The following is an 18,708-nucleotide window of genomic DNA, read 5'->3' as shown; positions in this document are numbered from 1 at the left end:
GAAACTAAGTTTCACCTTTTTTATTAATTTTGAAACTAATTAGCTAGCATTACGCTGTAGAAACGTTACTTGCGCCTGCATTGTTAAGTATTTCTTCAATAGCGTTTTTGTTGTCACTATCGTACTTAATACCAATTAATATAGAGCCTTTTTCAATGGCGTCTTCGTAGTACTTAATTTCGTGCTCGGGGATAAACGCACCAACTGCGGCACCTAAAGTACCACCTACTGCAGCGCCTGCTCCACCAGCAGCAAATGCAGCGACTAATGGACCGGCAACTAATAAGCCCGTACCACCTGTTGCTACAGTCCCTACGGCAGTAAATCCGCCAATAATTGCAGCAAGAATACCACCTGAAGCCGCGCCTATAATGCCGCCCTCGGCAGCTTTAGTACCTTCGTCTACAGCAAAATCTTCCTTTGCGTATGAGTCGTTGGCTACAATACTAATATCAGCTTCATTAATACCTAAAGCTTCTAATCTATAAATTGCGAGTGTTGCTTGTGATGCACTTTCGAATAACCCAGTAATAACGGTACTCATAATAACTCCTTTATTTATTTATTTAAGAAAATACACTTACTACCAAGCAAAACTCAAACCAAGTAAATTATCATTTAAAATCAAAAAGATAAAACACACCCCAGTACTAACACTCTTATTATTAGAGTAAAAATTGCTAAATTTTGTAAAAAAATCCTATCTACATAAACAAACTTACTAACAAGCGGTATGCCGTTTTTAATATAAATATATTAATTAAAATTATTACTTAGACCATGTAATTTCAGCTAATTGGTTAGTCGCTGTTTGGTGAATAATCAGCCCGTTATTCCCCATGCGCATATGCCTAATTAAACCTGAGTAAACCCCCTCTTTACTCGGAATTTGCCAGCTTTGCATGGTTTCGGTATTAAGGTCGAACCTTACTAAGGTTTCAGGGCGTTTAGCTGACTCGTTAAACCAAATAGCGTTATCTGCATATTCAATTGCATACGGGTGGCTGTTTTCACCGCTGGGATTATCCCACTGGGTGATCTTCTTGGTTTTTGGGTTATAGCGGCCAAGTTTACCCATGCCAGAGTTCACATAAAAAACCATATCGTCAGGCGTAATGGCAAGTCGCCTTGCATGCGTTTTAGCACCCGGGAGTTTAATTTCGCTAAGCTCCATAGAGCTTTTATCAACTTTAACCAAACAGTTACTACCATTACACGAGACCCACGGTGACCCGTTTGAATCAAGCTTAATACCATATGGCCGTGAGCCTTTAGTGGGTAAAGTAGCGAGTTTAATATCGCCAGTTGTAGGGTCTAGCTTGCCAATCATATTACTGTGTTGGAGGGTAAACCAAAATATACCTGCCTCGTCAAATACACCGGTATGCGGGTCGCGGGCGTTTTTATCGGGCATTTTATATACTTTAAATTTTTCGGTTTTTAAATCTAAATATCCAACCGTGCCATTTTTATTCCCTAAAAACCAAGGAGTTTGATTTTTATCAAGCGACACACTGTGCGCATAGGTACCACTTGGCAGTGTGTACTCTTTCATATCGCCGGTTTTAGGGTCTAACCTACCTAAAATATTACCCCACTGGCCAACCCACCAAATAAGTCCGTTTTTACCTTGTACCGGATCGCGAGCGCGCTGCCCAAGCGTAAGCACTTGCCAGTACTTAAAGCTAAGCTTTAAATCGCCCGTAACAACCTTAGATTCGCGCTTGGTATTAACAGGATAATGCTCAGCTAAATAAGCGCTTATATCTTTATTAAGCGCAGTATCTGCGCCCGTATCAACCATATAGCTTATTAATGTTTGCCAGTCCTGCTGACTATAACCCGCGCTGCGCTCAAGGTTAGTTAAACTATGGCAACTAGCACAAAGCTGCTCAACTAGCGGCCCCCTATCGTTGCTCAGCACTGGTAGCGGTGCAGCCAAAGTGCCCGACACAGCCATTACCGCAACGTATTTATTAAATAAAAATCTATTTTTACTCATAACGCCCTCCCTTGTTTTTAATATTAAAGCATAGGATAAAAGTGTTTACTATCTGTACAACAATGAGTGCGATAAGCCGGCTAGAAGGTAAGTTAAATTGCAGGGTTAATATCTAAAAAATATTTCAAGTAGGGTTGTGCACGCTCTACATTGATTATTTAGCTTGTGTGTGAGCGTGGTTTTAAACGACTAATTTGCACAAATACAAAACGCCCTAATTTAAAAGCTCCTCAACCTATCGGTATGTAAATTGCTGGTACTACTGTTCTTACTTAAAGAGTTACATATTGATAACTCACGCTACAACTAAATAATCGAGGGTAATATGAGTAATAAACAGCTAATTACGACGATAGGTATAGGTCTGGCCGCTGCATCAGCAGGTATGTTAACAAGGAAAACTTTACAAAAATCGTGGGAAAAGGTTACCAACGAACCAGCACCAAAAGATAGACCAAGCGAAGAAACTGATCTTAAAGAGGCCGTTACATGGGCAGTGGTCTCAGGTATTGGTGCGGGTGTTGCAAGAATGGCCGTACGTTATGTGCTAGACAAGCGCCGATCTAAATAAACCGACCCGATTGATACCTCTTATAAGTATTAAGCGTAATGCGGTGAGGCTCTAAGAGCGGCTTGCGACAGCTACTCCTTAGTTGTTGCAAGCAACCTGGCAAACACCTTGAATAAGGTTTTTTATCATTGAGTTAAAACACGCGTTAAAATTAATATCTAAAAAGGGGTTCTGTGGTTAAATTTAAAATGTCGGATGGCACGGCTGCGCCGCTTATTCAACCTACGTAGGTTGAAAAAGCCAAAGGCGCCTTCCAACAAGACCCCTAGATTTTAAACAGATACACTCTATTGAACATTAACCTATTAAACATTAACTCTCTTTCAAAGTTGTTGCCTGCCTACAAGCTTGCGTATAATGCACGCATTCCGGCTGCATTTTTTAGCCGCTAACTTGGATTTTAATAATGAAAAAACTCTCTGCAGTGCAAATAAAGCAGCAAGCACTTGTACTTAATACTGCTGAAAAATTAGAAGAACAAGGCCGCGCTGAGCTCCCAGGCATGCTGCAATGCTGGTTTGATGTGGAATACCACTTATTTCCAAGTACACTACTGCTGTGCTTTCAGTTTGAAAACGAGCAAGCCTTAGCGGCCGCAGAGCCTGACTTATTAAAGTGGCAAAAACGCTTAAGCGGCGCAATGCTTAAAAAGGGCGTGATTTTAAAAGATATGCGTAAACATTTAGTGTTTACCTTAAAAGGACCTGACGATTAATAGAGGGTTTTAAAGGGATATAAGGCCTTTCGCTCGTGTAGCCGAAGCGCATAAAACCATAATGAAAAGCCGTTGCATTCCTATAACGGCTTTTTACTTTTATTAGAGCTTAAAGTAGAACCTATAAAGATCAATTTTTGACTCAGGGATTTTTATTAGCCGGTGATACTAATTGGCCGTTAAACAATACTAATGCACGGCAAAAGCAAATTTCAGTCGATTCAACGTTAATTGGTTGCCCTAAGTTAGCAATAGTAGGATAGTAAATTACACATAAAACAATAGCTTTATCTTAGGAGTATTATGATCAAAGTATTATTAGCGACCAGCTTAATTGCCTCTTCATTCGCTGCTTTAAGTAATCCTTTAACTGTTGAAGAACAGCGTATCAACAAAGCACAATCAGCAATGCCAAATGTTTTAAATGCATTTACCCCACAAGTATCAAGTTTTGAACAGCAATTTAAAGAATTAAACGACTTTAAAAGTGCAAAAATATTAGTACAAAACTTTAGTTTTGAACTGTGGGAAAACGCAAAACAACGCATAGTAAAAACCAATAACTACGACGACCGAGAGCTTTACTGGGCACGCCTGCTTTCAAGCAAAGTAATACGCACAACATCGCCTAAATTTTCAATTACGCAGGCTCAACTAAATACTTTACTAACCCTACTTGAGGAAGGCAGCAGAGGCCGTACCGATCTTGCTTTTTCATCAGGCAGCACTAAAAAAATATTACTAACGGGCTTTGACCCTTTTTTACTCGATAAAAACATAAACCAAAGTAACCCCTCAGGTGTTGCAGCGTTATTACTCGACGGCCAAGTTATTAATTACAACGGCATAAGCGCAGAAATTAACACCGTTATGGTGCCTGTACGCTACGAAGACTTTGATGAAGGTATAATAGAGTCGCTACTTGCCCCCTACTACGCACTTAATAATGTAGACATGGTAGTAACCGTAAGTATGGGCAGAACAGAATTTGATTTAGAGCACTTTCCGGGTAAACGCCGCAGTGTAACCGCCCCCGATAATGCCAATATTGTGTATGGTGGAACGCAAACAAGCCCAGTAATACCAAAGCTTAATGGCCGACCACTCCCGGGCAACGAGTTTGTAAAATTTAGCTTGCCTGTAACTTACATGCAACAAGCCAAAGGCCCTTATAAAGTTATCGACAATCACGAAGTCACCACGCTTGAAAAAACCTATAAAGCGGGTTCGTACGGCGAGCTTAAAAATAGTATTGCGGTTAATGGCGGCGGCGGTGGTTACCTATCCAACGAAATATCGTACCGAAGTATTCGCCTGCGCGATGCGCTTAATTCAAGTATACCTACAGGGCATATCCATACTCCACGAATACAACAATTCGAACCTGAAACAGAAGCTAAAATAGTAAAACAAATAAAGGCAATGCTAGCGCAAAGCTTAGTCGCGCTATAGTTTATAACGACCAATTTAAGCGCGTAAAAAGGGCAATAATATTGCCCTTTATTTTCTCACGCACTCTCCACGGTTAATCACATGGTAAACGCATTATTAAACTCTGCTCGCCGTGGTCTCGTCAAAGTAATTAACTCAATGAGTAACAAACTAAAAACCTAAGTACTTGATGTGTAATAAAAATATAGTGCCTCTGGTTTTTACAGTTAACTGAGGGCTTAATTAGCTCTTAGTTTATTTAATGCTATTCCAGATAGGTAACGTTTTCCAATTTTCAGGGAAGCCCATTTCGGTTACATCAATATTATACACCTCAATCAAGCTAGCTAACTTTTGTTTCCAATGGTGATTAGGGCTAATTAAATCCATAAAATAAGCACACATAACGAGTGTGTTGTATAACTGCTTAGCTGTATCACTAAAACTATTAAGTAAAACACTGTCGCCATTTGTTGGCAGCTTCATGGTAAATGTAAAATCTCGGTTGTATAAACGGCTGTGGTGGGCACAGATATTACGCACCGTCGTTATGTGGTGTAAAAAAGATGAAAGTATTGTTTCTTTTACTTTATATGAATCTGCAATATCATTTTTTAGCGCTCGTCGCCCTATTGCATCATAACTTCTTGAAAGCCAGCCGAAGCTCATTACTTCAGCAATAATCCAAATAGCGGGTGTTTCTTCATTATATTTGTGATTTTGCTTTTTTATATTTGTATCTGACGTTCGTTGAATTTCAGCACAAATATTACTAACGAAGTCATTATGATTAAATTTAGAAGTAAATGCAGTAGGATTTAAATGTGCATGTGAACCATGCTTTTTTGCTAAATGATATGCCCACTGAGTTCGCAGAGAAACTTCTATTCGCTCAATGGCATCAAGTAGTAACAGTCTTAATTCTCTATCGAAAGAATACAGATTTAACACTTGCTCAAACGTAGTAGCAGACTTAAAAGTATGGTTTTGATGATCTTCAATAAACGACCACCAATAAGTGCCTAGCCTGTAATAATTGATATGGCTAAGATAAAAGGCTGCTGATTCTTTATCATTAATTACTAGCCCGCGATCTTCTAGTAAGTCGACTTGCTGCGCAAATGTTATGGGGGCTTTAGGGAACTGCATGAAGGCTAAATCCTTTTATCATGCTATAGAAATAATTAACCCCTCGCAGGGCGCTGAGCTTACGGGTAGCGGGAGGGGTGTTGTTACGCGTAATTATAGAGCTTAAAAGTATAATTTCAAGATATTTGTAGTTTGGGCTGATACTGGCGCTAAACGATAACTGTGGGGCAAGCCAAGGGACTAATTTATATGGCGTTCTTTATTCAAGCCACGATTCATATTCACACCAATCGACGTCATGACTATGTGCGTAGTCATATTTAAATTGAGTTTAAATAATAAGAACGCTTAGTTTTGAATAAAAAGGTCAAGCAAAAACAGTAGCCTGCTTGACCGGAACTTTCTAATGGATGAGTTTTTTATATTTCGAAAGTGGGATCACGGATACTGACACCCTATTATTTATTTAACTTATCCTGAATTTCTTGCTCTGTCTTCCTGTAACTTAGACTATGAATAAAGTCGATATTCGCACCCATAATCCTAAGCACCGACCAAACCTGATTAAGCACTAAGTATAAAATAAAACCAAAATAAAATAATTTAAACCAATATGAATATTCTTTAACAAATATAAATGACTCAAATATAGGTTTTAGTGTGTTCAGCATTAAAATCCAAATAAGAACAAAAGCTGAAGTAAATATAGTCAAAACGAGCATTTTGATTCTTTGTGTTGCCTCAATCCCTTCTAAAAGCTTTACTTTTTTGGGGTTAGCTAAGGCAGTTATAGCTTCGGGGTATAGATACGCAACCCAAATTCCTGCAAGTGTAAAAACAGCGGCTGAAATATTCTGAAGAGTGGCCAATACTGGTGAAAACTTTGAAACTGCAACTGTATCACTAAAAGTAGCAGCAACAGCAATACCTATTATTAAGAAAGCAACTTGTTTTAATGTCCAAATAAAAGCATCCATATTTTAACCTTAAGCTAATTTAGCAGTTTCTTCAAAGTCAACTAACAGCTTTTCTCTTTGAGCATCTAAGCAATCGAATACATCAATAGCTTGGAAATAAGTATCGCAGACTTTAATACAATCTAATTTTATATGCTTTCTTGCAACATAGCTATTAAACCACTTTGTAGAATCTTCATCATTAAGCCTAAAACCAACATTGTTCCAGCCAGAGGTTACATGCTCCTCGACTTGCACTTCCATTATACCTTTCAATTGATGCTCATCCAAACGTGTTGGTTCAATTATTTCTACCTCTTGATCTCTTTTTAACTTTGGTTGTTTCTTCTTTATCTTATTAAAAAAAGAAAACAGACCATCTTCTTCTATTTCTTTTTTATAAGAAATAGTATCTCGTACAACAAGGTGAGTTATGTTATCAGCGAGATACTTCAAACTTACATTTTTAATGTTAAGCTCTTTTTTGCAAGCTCTAAATAAGTAAGTCATCTCATTGTCATTAGCATCGTTATATCTAACTCTTTTTACAGTCACTTCTTTTCCATTAGGTGCATCTTGTTGGTACTGAGTAACTCTCTTACATTCATTAGGGATAAAATTATCTATACACCGCTTAAAGTAGTCAGTAATCAAATCTGTTGCAGCAACAGAATGGGGAAATTTAATACTCGCAATGAGCCCAAGACGAGGAATAAACCAATAATACATTGGCTTTGCATAAATTAATTTTTTACCTTTGACTTGTTTATCAACCCTTACTACACTTCCGGCTTTATCCCCAAACTTAGCATCTTCCACAAAGCCATTTAATGAATCATCGCCATTTTCTAAGGCTTTGCAAAATACAAATAATGCATCACCAGACTTTTCATCTTGAAAAAAATCTGCGCAATAAACTCTTTCTCTATTAGGGTTAGAATCTGCATCCCAAGGTAATGTATTTTTAAAGCTGTCCTTCCCTACATCTGCAACCCACTTAGCAACCTCATTTATAGTTTCAGTAAGCCCGCCACTAACATGATTATATTTATTTTTAGTTTTCCCGTTAAGTGTATTTATTTTTTCAAGTTTATGTAGTCCGCACTCTGTAACTTCAAAAAATGTAATGAGCCCACTTTCTGCCATATGACTTCCTTAAAACATAGGTTTTTAAAAAATAAATATTAACAGGTAAAAAGGTGTTTAAAAAGCAATAAGTTAACACTAGCTGAATATAAAACTGTGCAAATATCAAAAATTACTTTAGTCATTCCTATTTTTATAAGCCAAGACCAAACACCAATCTCACGTTTAACACCCTCCCACGTCATCACGCCCTGAAAATAAGCAATTGATGAGTAATGCATTTCATGGATGAAATGAAAGCCATGCTTGCACATGGATGTGCTTTCATGGCGTTTACATTCACATCAATTGTGGTTTGAAGGATTAAGCGTGATGCTCGGGTGCGCTGAGAGTGTCCAGAGAGGGACCAGCGGCAGCCCCTCTTTGGCTGCCGTCGCCAGTGCGACAAAACCTTGAATAAGGTTTTTTAATTTCTAGAAGTGCCAAACGTATTCACATTATCGGTGATGATAAACCTCAAACACCTATTTAAATACTCATTCGGGCTGCCGCCCGCGCGTCAGCAAGCTAAACGCCTATAACTAATAACACATACTCTTAGCTTTTGAGCGAATAAGTATATTTAGGATTTGCTGAGTTTCGTTACACTCTACCCAGCCTAGAGGAACTACAGAGAGGTGCAGGTCTTGTTTCTTGCCAAGACCAAACACCAACCTCACGTTTAACACCCTTCCCCCGTCATCACGCCCTGAAAATAAGCAATTGATGAGTAATGCATTTCATGGATGAAATGAAAGCCATGCTTGCACATGGATGTGCTTTCATGGCGTTTACGTTCACATCAATTGTGCATTGAAGGATCAAGCGTGATGCTCGGGTGGCGCTGAGAGGTGACGAATAACCGAAGCGCAGCTTCGCAGTATGAGGAAGTGAAGGCATGGATGCCGACAGTAACCCAGCTTCAAGGATGAATTACTTGCAGCAGAGTAAAATTTAAAAATCTATAGCCCCTCTTTGGCTCACCAAGCCAGCGCGACAAAACCTTGAATAAGGTTTCTAATCTTTAAAAAGTGCCAAACGTATTCACGTTATCGGTGATGATAACCTCAAACACCTATTCAAATACTTATTCGGGCTGCCGCCCGCGCGTAAGCAAGCTAAACGCCTACAATAAATAACACATACTCTTGGTTTTTGAGCGAGTAAGTATATTTGTGAATTGTTGGGTTTCGTTTCACTCTACCTAGCCTATGCAACTTGTGTTGTAAGGCGAAAGTTAAGTGCTTTCATCACTTTAAAAATAGTTTCCCAACGTGGTTTAGTTTTACCGTTAACTGCTTTATATAAGCTTTCACGGTTTAACCCCGTTGCTTTAGCAATATCACTCACGCCATGCTTTTTAACTAATAAGCCAAGTGCTTCAATAAAGGTATTTGGATCATCATCAGCTAAACACTCTTCTAAAAATGTATTAATTTCTTGCTGTGTTTCCATATAGTCAAACGGGTTAAAATCTGATGTTTGTAGCGCCATAATAATTACTCCAATTCTCTTAAAAGGGCTTTTGCTTTGGTAATGTCTTTACCTTGTGTACCTTTGTGTCCACCATTGAGTAGTAAAATAACTTCACCGCCTCTAATTATGTAATAAACACGATAGCCTTTCCCTACGAAAATTCGCATTTCAGATATGCCACCACCAACAGATTCACTATCGCCAAAGTTTCCATTTATGGCACGTGTAATACGTTTAGCTATTGCCATAAAAGCTTGACGATCTTTGAGCTTTTTAAGCCATTTATCGAACTCGTTGGTTTTCTTAATACGATATTTCATAAAACCATTGTAGCCCAAAGGCTACATACGTGCAATTTTATTTAAGGGATACCGAATTTTGATTTAACAATCAACGCGTCAGCAAGCTAAACGCCTACAATAAATAACACATACTCTTGGCTTTTGAGCGAGTAAGTATATTTGGGACTTGTTGGGCTTCGTTTCACTCTTCCCAACCTACGCCCATATAATTTATGGCTTATCACCACACACAAAAAAGCCGTTGCATTGCTGCAACGGCTTTTATAATTTTGATAAATTCCCAAACTATAATAGAACTTACTTCCCATTAAAGTTCAAAAATTAGTCTCTGCTCTTAGTCGCGATAAGTCTCAACCGCTGGGCATGAACATACTAAGTTACGGTCGCCGTATACGTCATCAATACGTGTAACGGTTGGCCAGAACTTGTTTTTAGCCACTGCAGGCACTGGGAATGCAGCGTAAAAACGGTCGTACGCGCGGTCCCATTCGTTACCTAATACGTCGCCTTGTGTATGCGGTGCAAACACTAGCGGATTGTTTTCGATTGACCATTCGCCAGAGATTACTTTTTCAATTTCGCCTTTAATTGACACCATTGCTTCGATAAAGCGGTCAATCTCACCTTTTGATTCAGACTCAGTTGGCTCAATCATTAATGTGCCAGCTACTGGGAACGACATAGTTGGTGAATGGAAGCCGTAATCTTGCAGGCGCTTAGCTACGTCCATTTCAGTAATGCCTGATAGCTCTTTAAGTGGGCGTAAGTCAACAATACATTCGTGAGCAACACGGTTGTTACGACCACGGTATAAAATTGGGAAGTGCTTGCTTAGCTCATGCGTTAAGTAGTTAGCATTAACAATTGCCATTTCAGTCGCTTGTTTTAAGCCCTCTGAACCCATCATGGTGATGTAAGCCCATGAAATAGGTAAAATAGCGGCTGAGCCGTAAGGCGCTGCCGATACCGCACCGTTACCAATGTTAGTACCTGGTACGTTAATTACGCTGTGGTTTGGCATAAATGGCGCAAGGTGCGATTTAACACCAATTGGGCCAACACCTGGACCGCCGCCGCCGTGTGGAATACAAAACGTTTTATGCAAGTTTAAGTGCGATACGTCTGAGCCAATAAAGCCTGGGCTTGTTACGCCAACTTGCGCGTTCATGTTTGCGCCGTCCATGTAAACTTGGCCGCCGTGCTCATGAATAATGTCACAAATTTCGCGAATTGTTTCTTCGTATACGCCATGCGTAGACGGGTATGTGATCATAATACACGATAAGTTTTCAGACACTTCCTCAGCTTTCGCTTTAAGGTCAACCATGTCTACGTTACCGTTTTTATCGCAGTTAACTACCACAATTTTCATGCTTGCCATTTGCGCTGATGCAGGGTTAGTACCGTGCGCAGAGCTTGGGATTAAACATACATTACGGTGTGCGTCACCGCGTGACTCGTGGTATTTACGAATCGCGATTAAGCCTGCGTATTCACCTTGCGCGCCAGAGTTTGGCTGAAGTGATACTGCATCGTAACCAGTAATGTTTACTAGCCAGTCGTGTAGCTCGCCAATCATTATTTGGTAACCCTCTGCTTGATCTAGCGGGCAGAATGGGTGAAGGTTTGCAAATTCAGGCCACGTAATTGGGATCATCTCAGCAGTCGCGTTTAGTTTCATGGTACATGAGCCTAACGAGATCATTGAGTGATTAAGCGATAAGTCTTTGCTTTCTAGTCGCTTAATGTAGCGAAGCATGTCTGTTTCGCTATGGTAGCTGTTAAAGTTTGGATGCGTTAGTACTTCGTCGTCACGTACTAAACTTGCAGGAATTGACTCGCTGCCATTTGCTTCAACGTCGGCTGCAATAGCGTCAACACTTAGGCCATGGCCTTCGCCTAAAATAATATCGAATAACTCAGCTACATCGGCACGTGTTGTTGTCTCTGATACCGAAATTGAGTACTCGCCTTCGTGGTTTGTAGCAAAGTTTACGCCTTTTGCAATTGCACGTGCTGTTACGTCGTTTTTGCTGTCGCTTACTACTGTTAGCGTATCAAACCACGTGCTGTGCTTAAGTGCGATGCCTTTAGCTTTAAGACCACTTGCTAAAATATCAGCAAAGCGATGTATACGCTGCGCGATAGTTTTTAAGCCTTGTGGGCCGTGGTACACCGCGTAAAACGCTGCCATGTTGGCAAGTAATACCTGCGCTGTACAAATGTTTGAGTTGGCTTTGTCGCGGCGAATATGTTGTTCGCGCGTTTGCATTGCCATACGTAGTGCGTCGTTACCTAAACGGTCTTTAGATACACCAATAATACGACCTGGTAATGAACGCTTGTATGCGTCACGTGTTGCAAAAAATGCAGCGTGTGGACCGCCGTAACCCATAGGTACGCCAAAACGTTGAGCCGAACCAAGTACTACGTCTGCGCCTAATTTACCCGGTGCTTTTAATAGTAATAAACTCATTATGTCAGCAGCAACACAGGCAATGGCCTTTTTGCTTTGTACGCCAGCAATTAGGTCAGTTATATCTACCACTTCGCCTGATGTAGTTGGGTATTGGAACAATGCGCCAAAAATGTCGTGATTTACGGCATCTTCTGCTTTACCTACAATTATTTCAAAACCAAACTGCTCGGCACGCGTTGTTACTACGTCGATTGTTTGTGTGTGTACGTCGTCGGCAATAAAAAAGGCATTGGCTTTTTTAGCTTTTGATACGCGTTTTGCAAGGCCCATAGCCTCTGCAGCCGCTGTTGATTCGTCAAGTAGTGATGCACTTGCTAAATCAAGACCAGTTAAATCTAGGGTCATAGTCTGGAAGTTTAATAATGATTCTAAACGCCCTTGTGCAATCTCTGGCTGATACGGTGTGTACGCTGTATACCAACCTGGATTTTCTAGTACGTTACGTAAAATTACGTGCGGTACGTTAGTTGGGTGGTAGCCTTGGCCAATGTACGATTTGAAAACTTTATTTTTGCTGGCTACTGATTTTAGGTAGCTTAGTGTTTCAACTTCAGTACGGCTTTCGCCAACTGTTAGCGGTTGTTCTAGACGAATGCTAGCCGGTACAGTTTGGTCAATGAGCTCTTGCACACTCGATACTTCTAAAGCACTTAGCATATCGCTTACTTGTGCTGGGCTTGGCCCAATATGGCGGCGAATAAAATCTTGCTTTTGCTCTAGTTCTTCAAGAGATTTGGCGTTTGACATGAATCCAGATTCCTATGATCCTAAATGCTAATGGGTAACTAGCATTAATTAAAATATTTGATGATTTAACAGCTCACTCAGTATGGGGTTGTATGCTGTAAAATCATAAAAGCCCCATTTTTATACATTAAACGGGGCTTTTAGTTATCTTCAAAAAATGATTATTCTTCGTCGATAGTGTGCGAGTAACCTTCAGCGTCTAATAAGTTGTCTAGCTCAGACTCGTCAGATGCTTTAATACGGAATAACCAACCGTCGCCGTAAGCGTCGTTGTTTACTGTTTCAGGTGAATCTTCAAGCTCTTCGTTAATAGCAACAATTTCGCCACTAATTGGTGCGTAAATGTCTGATGCTGCTTTAACCGACTCTGCTACTGCACAGTCTTCGCCAGCGTCTACTTCGTCGCCAACTTCTGGTAATTCAACAAATACCATGTCGCCAAGAAGTTCTTGTGCATGCTCAGAAATACCAACAGTAAATGTACCGTCGCCCTCGTTACGAACCCACTCGTGTGAAGGTGCGTATTTTAACTCGCTAGGAATGTTGCTCATTTTATTTGTCCTTTGGTTTATATTGGGAGGATACCAATCACAATAATTATTGTGATTGGTATAACCAAATTATTTAAATTATTGATTTTCCGTTACGTACAAAGCTAGGCTTTACTACTTTAACGTTTACTAATTTTTTACGCATTTCTACTTGAGCTGTATCGCCTGTTGAACGTGGTACACGTGCAAGGGCTACACTAAAACCAAGTGTTGGTGAAAAAGTACCAGAAGTAATAATACCTATCCCACCGTCAACAATTACTTTAGAACCGCTACGCAAAACGCCTTTTTCTTCAAACACTAAGCCAACTAGTTTGTCAGTGCTTTTTTCTGCGCGTTGCTTAACAAGTACATCACGGCCAATAAAGTCGCGATCTTCTGGTTCCCATGCAATGGTCCATGCCATGTTAGCTGCAAGTGGTGATACGCTTTCGTCCATATCTAGGCCGTAAAGGTTCATACCTGCTTCTAAACGTAGCGTGTCGCGTGCACCTAAACCAGCAGGCTTAACCCCTGCGTCTAGCAGTTGTTGCCATAAATCGGCTGCTTGGTCGTTCGGTACTACTATTTCGTAACCGTCTTCGCCAGTATAACCCGTTGTGGCAATAAATAAATCACCTACTTGAACACCAAAAAACGGCTTCATACCTTCAACAGCTGCTTGTTGCTCGGCATTTAAAAGAGTGGCTGTTTTTGCTTTAGCGTTAGGGCCTTGTACTGCAATCATTGCAAACTCAGGGCGCTCTGTAACCGTTACGTCAAAGTCGCTCGATACGTTAGCTAAATGCGCTAGGTCTTTTTCGCGCGTTGCTGAGTTAACAACTAGGCGGTAAAAGGTTTCGCTAAAGAAATAAATAATTAAGTCGTCTATTACACCGCCTTGCTCGTTAAGCATGCCTGTGTAAAGCGCTTTACCTGGTACGGTTAATTTTGCAACGTCGTTAGCTACTAGCTTACGTAAAAATGCTTGTGCTTGAGGCCCTTTAATATCAACAATAGTCATGTGTGATACATCAAACATACCTGCGTCGGTACGTACGCTATTGTGTTCTTCTATTTGTGAGCCGTAGTTGATTGGCATTTCCCAGCCATGAAAATCAACCATTTTAGCGCCCGCTTCTAGGTGCTTAGCATGTAGTACAGTTTTAGAAGTCATAACATTCCTTCACGTTTAAATTAACCCTGTTTAGGGCGTGGCTTAAATAGACTTTAATTGCTTAATCGCAATTAAAAACAGGTAAACATTGTTATGTTCACCTGTTGTTTGTATTCGTTATGCGGCTTCACTATGCATAAGTGCAAAACCTTGCGCTTGCATGTAGCTTTGCCATTTTTGTAATTCTTGTTGTTTAGCGACTAATACAAAGTGTTGTTCGTCGTTTTTATCAATGGCGGTAATAAATACATCACCACTTTGCGTACCGTAGCATAGTTGCGCGTCAGAAAGGCGCAAACCTGGTGTTAATTTAAAAGCATTTACTAGAGTATCAAACGCGTTGTCGCCACTTAAAATAAAGCTTGCTAGGTCGGTGCGTACTACATAATCAATATCAAAACGTAGCTGTTGCTCGTTTATAAGTGCTTGTAGTTGAAGGCTTGCGTTATGTGGCAGTACAAATCTAAAGGCGGTTTCGCTAAAGTAATAAACAGCAAAGCTGTAGTCAGAATTATAGTCGCCATCAAGCGTGCCTTTTAAGCCTAAACCGCTGGCGGTAAGCTTAGTTAAATCGAGCCCTAAAATAGTGCTTAAAAATACACTGGTTTCGGTGCCGCTAAAATCCATTACAACGTGATTGTTGTTAGTTTGCAAAGCATTAGTAACCGCACTACTTGCGTTGCTGTGGCGGGCAAACATTATTGGGTTAAAAGTCATAACAAACACCTGTGTATTTTCGATTACAAAAGTATATTGCCCACGCCTACCAACAACAAATTGTAATTTTTTATCAATTGATAAATAATACTTATATATATAGCTATATAAATTGTAATTTTAAATATGAAAAACATATCAACAGATGGTTTACGTACTTTTGTGATGGTAGTTGAAATAGGCGGCTTTGCTAAAGCAGGCGATTTACTTGGCCTGTCGCAACCTGCTGTAAGTTTGCAAATAAAGCGCTTAGAAGACGTGCTTGGCTATAAACTATTTAAAAAACAAGGACAGCGCCAAGTATTAAACCAGTACGGCGAGCTATTATTGCCTATGGCAAAACAAATGATGCAACACAACGATGCTATTTTGCAGCAGTTCACATCAGAAAACATCGCAGGTAAAGTGCGCTTGGGTATCCCGAGCGAATTTGCTGCGCGTATTTTACCTTCTATTATTGGCGACTTTGTGGCGCTCTACCCTGAGGTGTCGTTAGAAGTTAAGTCGCGTTTAAGTAAACATTTACTTTCGGCTTCTCGCCAAGATCAGTTCGATTTAGTACTTGCGCTAAATGAGCGACTTAACTCTGATAAGTTTCCTATTTTTATGCAAGACGAGCTGGTGTGGGTGGGCGACCTGTCACTTGCGCAAAACGACGTGGTTACGCTAGTTACCGCACCAGAGGGGTGTATTTATCGTCGCCGCGCAATTGATGCATTAAAAAGTGCGGGCATAAAATACCGAATTGTATATAGCAACGCCGATTTAACCGGCCTTATTGCTGCATTAAAAGAAGGCTTAGGTATTACCGTACTTGCTAAAAGCACAGTACCGAGTGAGCTTAACTATCAAGTTCAAACCAAACATTTACCCACTCTTGGTAATATTGGTATTAGTTTAATTAAAAGTTCGGGTGAATCTGATCATGCAGTAGATAAGCTCGCGGAGTTTATAGCGCTACGTTTAGGTTATAGCTAATCAAAACTTTATAACGAGTAAAGCAATTACAAAGTAATACAAAAGAAACAATTTAGTTAACAAAGTTGCATAAGTAGGTGCTTTTAGTTCTATTAAACTGAATAATTAAATACTTAATAACATTGATTCGTATTCGTTAACGTGTTCAAATTACGCCAATTAAGATAATTGACATGATTAGGAACACAATGAACCCTAAGTTTTTAGTATCTACCCTAGCAACTGCGGTTGCTTTGTCTTTTAGTGCTACTGCAATAGCAAAAGACACCAGCAATAAAGAACAACGCTTTGAACAAATTACCGTTATTGGCTCAGAACAAGCAATTAACGATATTCCTGGTTCGGCTACGTTTATTTCTGATGAAGAACTTCAAAAATTCAAATTTACTGATATTTCTCGCGTTTTAGCGTCTGTTCCGGGCGTTTACGTGCAAGAAGAAGACGGCTACGGCCTTCGTCCTAATATTGGTATGCGCGGCACAGGTACTGGCCGTAACGATAAAATATCAGTAATGGAAGACGGTGTATTGGTTGCACCAGCACCATATTCAGCACCATCTGCTTACTACTTCCCTACTACGGGTCGTATGGAGTCTATTGAAGTATTAAAAGGCGCGGCATCAGTTAAGTATGGCCCGCGTACTACGGGCGGTGTTTTAAACTTACTTTCGCGCAGCTTACCTACTGAGCCAAATAGCTCAAAGGGTATGGTAGATGCTGCCCTTGGTGGTGATGGTTACTACAAAGGTCACGCTTACTTCGGTAAAGAAAAAAACAACACAGCAGGCTTAATTGAAGTATTTACTTACGGCGCAGACGGCTTTAAAGAGCTGCCAGTAGGTAATGACAACACCGGCTTTGAAAAAACAGATTTACTATTAAAGTTTGGTCATACGTTTGGTCAAAACGATGCGCATAATCTTGAGCTAAAAATTAAGTACTCTGACGAAACATCAGACGAAACATACATGGGCTTAACTGACGAAGACTATCAAGAAAGTCCTTACCGTCGTTATGCTGCATCGCAAAACGATGAAATGAATACTCGCCACAACGCATACCAACTTAACTACGCGTACCGTTTTGGTGATGGCTATGAGTTTTTAGCTACGGCTTACTTAAACGATTTTCATCGTAACTGGTATAAAGCCAGCAAAGTAAGCGAAAGCTACCTTGAGCAATACAGTGAATTTGAAGCAAACCCGACAAGCGAAGGTATTGAAGGTATTGGTATTAAAGCTAATAACCGCGATTACCAAGCTAAAGGTATTCAGTCTGAATTACATATTCCTGCAGGCGATCACTATGTAACTGTTGGCGTACGTTACCACGAAGACGAAATGGATCGTTTTCAATGGGAAGACAAATACACGCTTAATCAAGACCTAAGCTTAACGCTTACAGAGCAAGGCGTTCCGGGCTCTGACAGCAACCGTGTAGATAGCGCAGAAGCAAGTACCTTGTTTATTCAAGACGAGTGGACAATTGATGCATTAGTAGTAAGTGCAGGCCTTCGTTATGAAGACATTACTATTACGCGTGAAGAGTGGTCTAAATCAGATCCAACACGCAGCAACGGTTTAACTAAAGATGTGTCGAACGACACTGAAATTTTAGTTCCGTCGTTAGGTGCTACTTACACGCTTAACGAAAACGTAACGCTACTTGCGGGCATTCAAAAAGGTTATGCACCAGCAGCACCAGGTAATGCTGACCAAGAAGAAGAAGAAAGTGTAAACATTGAGTTTGGCTCTCGCTTTAATATGGATGGCTTTAGCGGTGAAGTAATTGCGTTTTACTCTGACTACAACAACATGCACGGTAACTGTACTGCAGCGGTTGGTTGTAGCGACGACAACATTGGCGACCAATACAACTACGGTGAAGTAGAAGTAGCGGGCTTTGAATTTAGTGCAGCACGTACGTTTGCAACTGATACAGCTATGTTCCCAGTTAAATTAACGTATACCTACACAGACTCTGAGTTTAAAAACGATTTTGATTCAGAAATTTGGGGCACGGTAGAAAAAGGCGATGCAATGCCTTACGTACCAGAAAACCAAGTAGCGTTATCGTTAGGTGCTGAGTTTTCTGCGTTTGTAGTTAACAGCCAAATACGTTACGTATCTGACGCGCATGCTAACTTAACGCAGTCGGGCTTAAACGCAATTGATAGCCGCGTAGTATGGGATTTAGCTGCTAAATACTTAATCGATGAAAATCAAAAAGTATACCTAAGCGTTGATAACTTGTTTGATAAAACATACGTTGCTAACCGTTCAAACGGTGGCATTCAACCAGGTAAGCCACGTACTGTACAGATGGGCTACACTTATAGCTTTTAAGCTTAAAGCTGGTTAAACGGTTCACTACCTACGTTAATAATTTTTTATGTAAGAACACTACACATCTA

At 40.3% G+C, this 18,708-nt stretch carries 16 protein-coding genes; 5 read left to right on the top strand and 11 right to left on the bottom strand.

Annotated elements, in window-relative coordinates; all coding sequences use genetic code 11:
* Positions 1–49: 49 nt before the first annotated feature.
* The gene (locus P20429_RS18445; protein WP_007378461.1) at positions 50–544 is read right to left on the bottom strand and encodes a hypothetical protein; all 495 of its coding nucleotides are present in this window, start codon (positions 542–544) and stop codon (positions 50–52) included.
* Between the two features lie 225 nt (positions 545–769).
* On the bottom strand, positions 770–2,002 hold the full coding sequence (locus tag P20429_RS18450) for a hypothetical protein (RefSeq protein WP_007579963.1): 1,233 nt from the start codon (positions 2,000–2,002) through the stop codon (positions 770–772).
* 325 nt (positions 2,003–2,327) lie between these two features.
* Between P20429_RS18450 and P20429_RS18455 the strand changes: the two genes are divergently transcribed.
* The 3 genes from P20429_RS18455 (at position 2,328) to P20429_RS18465 (ending at position 4,740) form a co-directional block, all read left to right on the top strand.
* Positions 2,328–2,573 (top strand): DUF4235 domain-containing protein, encoded by a 246-nt coding sequence (locus tag P20429_RS18455; protein ID WP_002958040.1) that lies wholly within the window; start codon positions 2,328–2,330, stop codon positions 2,571–2,573.
* Positions 2,574–2,979: 406 nt separating this feature from the next.
* Complete coding sequence (locus P20429_RS18460) at positions 2,980–3,288, top strand: hypothetical protein (protein ID WP_007579961.1); 309 nt, start codon at positions 2,980–2,982, stop codon at positions 3,286–3,288.
* 303 nt (positions 3,289–3,591) lie between these two features.
* The gene (locus tag P20429_RS18465; RefSeq protein WP_007579959.1) at positions 3,592–4,740 is read left to right on the top strand and encodes a hypothetical protein; all 1,149 of its coding nucleotides are present in this window, start codon (positions 3,592–3,594) and stop codon (positions 4,738–4,740) included.
* A gap of 234 nt (positions 4,741–4,974) precedes the next feature.
* Here the strand turns inward: P20429_RS18465 and P20429_RS18470 are convergent, their stop codons facing one another.
* The 9 genes from P20429_RS18470 to P20429_RS18515 all read right to left on the bottom strand — a co-directional run bounded on the left by P20429_RS18470 (position 4,975) and on the right by P20429_RS18515 (position 15,317).
* Entirely contained in the window at positions 4,975–5,868 is an 894-nt protein-coding gene (locus tag P20429_RS18470; protein ID WP_007579958.1) for an Abi family protein, read from the bottom strand.
* A 398-nt stretch (positions 5,869–6,266) separates the two neighbouring features.
* Positions 6,267–6,785: a hypothetical protein gene (locus tag P20429_RS18475; RefSeq protein WP_007579957.1), complete on the bottom strand. Its 519-nt coding sequence runs from the start codon at positions 6,783–6,785 to the stop codon at positions 6,267–6,269.
* Between the two features lie 9 nt (positions 6,786–6,794).
* The gene (locus P20429_RS18480; RefSeq protein ID WP_007579956.1) at positions 6,795–7,910 is read right to left on the bottom strand and encodes a hypothetical protein; all 1,116 of its coding nucleotides are present in this window, start codon (positions 7,908–7,910) and stop codon (positions 6,795–6,797) included.
* 1,188 nt (positions 7,911–9,098) lie between these two features.
* Positions 9,099–9,383 (bottom strand): addiction module antidote protein, encoded by a 285-nt coding sequence (locus P20429_RS18490; RefSeq protein WP_007579952.1) that lies wholly within the window; start codon positions 9,381–9,383, stop codon positions 9,099–9,101.
* Between the two features lie 5 nt (positions 9,384–9,388).
* Entirely contained in the window at positions 9,389–9,685 is a 297-nt protein-coding gene (locus P20429_RS18495) for a type II toxin-antitoxin system RelE/ParE family toxin (protein ID WP_007579950.1), read from the bottom strand.
* Positions 9,686–10,001: 316 nt separating this feature from the next.
* Positions 10,002–12,893: an aminomethyl-transferring glycine dehydrogenase gene (gene gcvP / locus P20429_RS18500; RefSeq protein WP_007579948.1), complete on the bottom strand. Its 2,892-nt coding sequence runs from the start codon at positions 12,891–12,893 to the stop codon at positions 10,002–10,004.
* Positions 12,894–13,054: 161 nt separating this feature from the next.
* Complete coding sequence (gene gcvH / locus P20429_RS18505) at positions 13,055–13,444, bottom strand: glycine cleavage system protein GcvH (protein ID WP_002958029.1); 390 nt, start codon at positions 13,442–13,444, stop codon at positions 13,055–13,057.
* A 73-nt stretch (positions 13,445–13,517) separates the two neighbouring features.
* A complete protein-coding gene (gene gcvT, locus P20429_RS18510; protein WP_007579945.1) occupies positions 13,518–14,600 on the bottom strand; it encodes a glycine cleavage system aminomethyltransferase GcvT in 1,083 nt (360 codons plus the stop codon).
* Between the two features lie 117 nt (positions 14,601–14,717).
* Complete coding sequence (locus P20429_RS18515; protein WP_007579942.1) at positions 14,718–15,317, bottom strand: hypothetical protein; 600 nt, start codon at positions 15,315–15,317, stop codon at positions 14,718–14,720.
* Positions 15,318–15,443: 126 nt separating this feature from the next.
* Here P20429_RS18515 and P20429_RS18520 point away from each other — a divergent pair, with 126 nt between their 5' ends.
* Together P20429_RS18520 and P20429_RS18525 are read left to right on the top strand one after the other, a co-directional pair.
* Positions 15,444–16,295: a LysR family transcriptional regulator gene (locus P20429_RS18520; RefSeq protein WP_007579940.1), complete on the top strand. Its 852-nt coding sequence runs from the start codon at positions 15,444–15,446 to the stop codon at positions 16,293–16,295.
* 188 nt (positions 16,296–16,483) lie between these two features.
* Positions 16,484–18,640: a TonB-dependent receptor domain-containing protein gene (locus tag P20429_RS18525; RefSeq protein ID WP_007579939.1), complete on the top strand. Its 2,157-nt coding sequence runs from the start codon at positions 16,484–16,486 to the stop codon at positions 18,638–18,640.
* Positions 18,641–18,708: the final 68 nt, after the last annotated feature.

This window comes from Pseudoalteromonas sp. BSi20429 (genome assembly GCF_000238895.1).
In the GTDB taxonomy this organism is placed as follows: domain Bacteria; phylum Pseudomonadota; class Gammaproteobacteria; order Enterobacterales; family Alteromonadaceae; genus Pseudoalteromonas; species Pseudoalteromonas arctica.
This window is presented reverse-complemented; position numbering and strand designations above follow the sequence as displayed.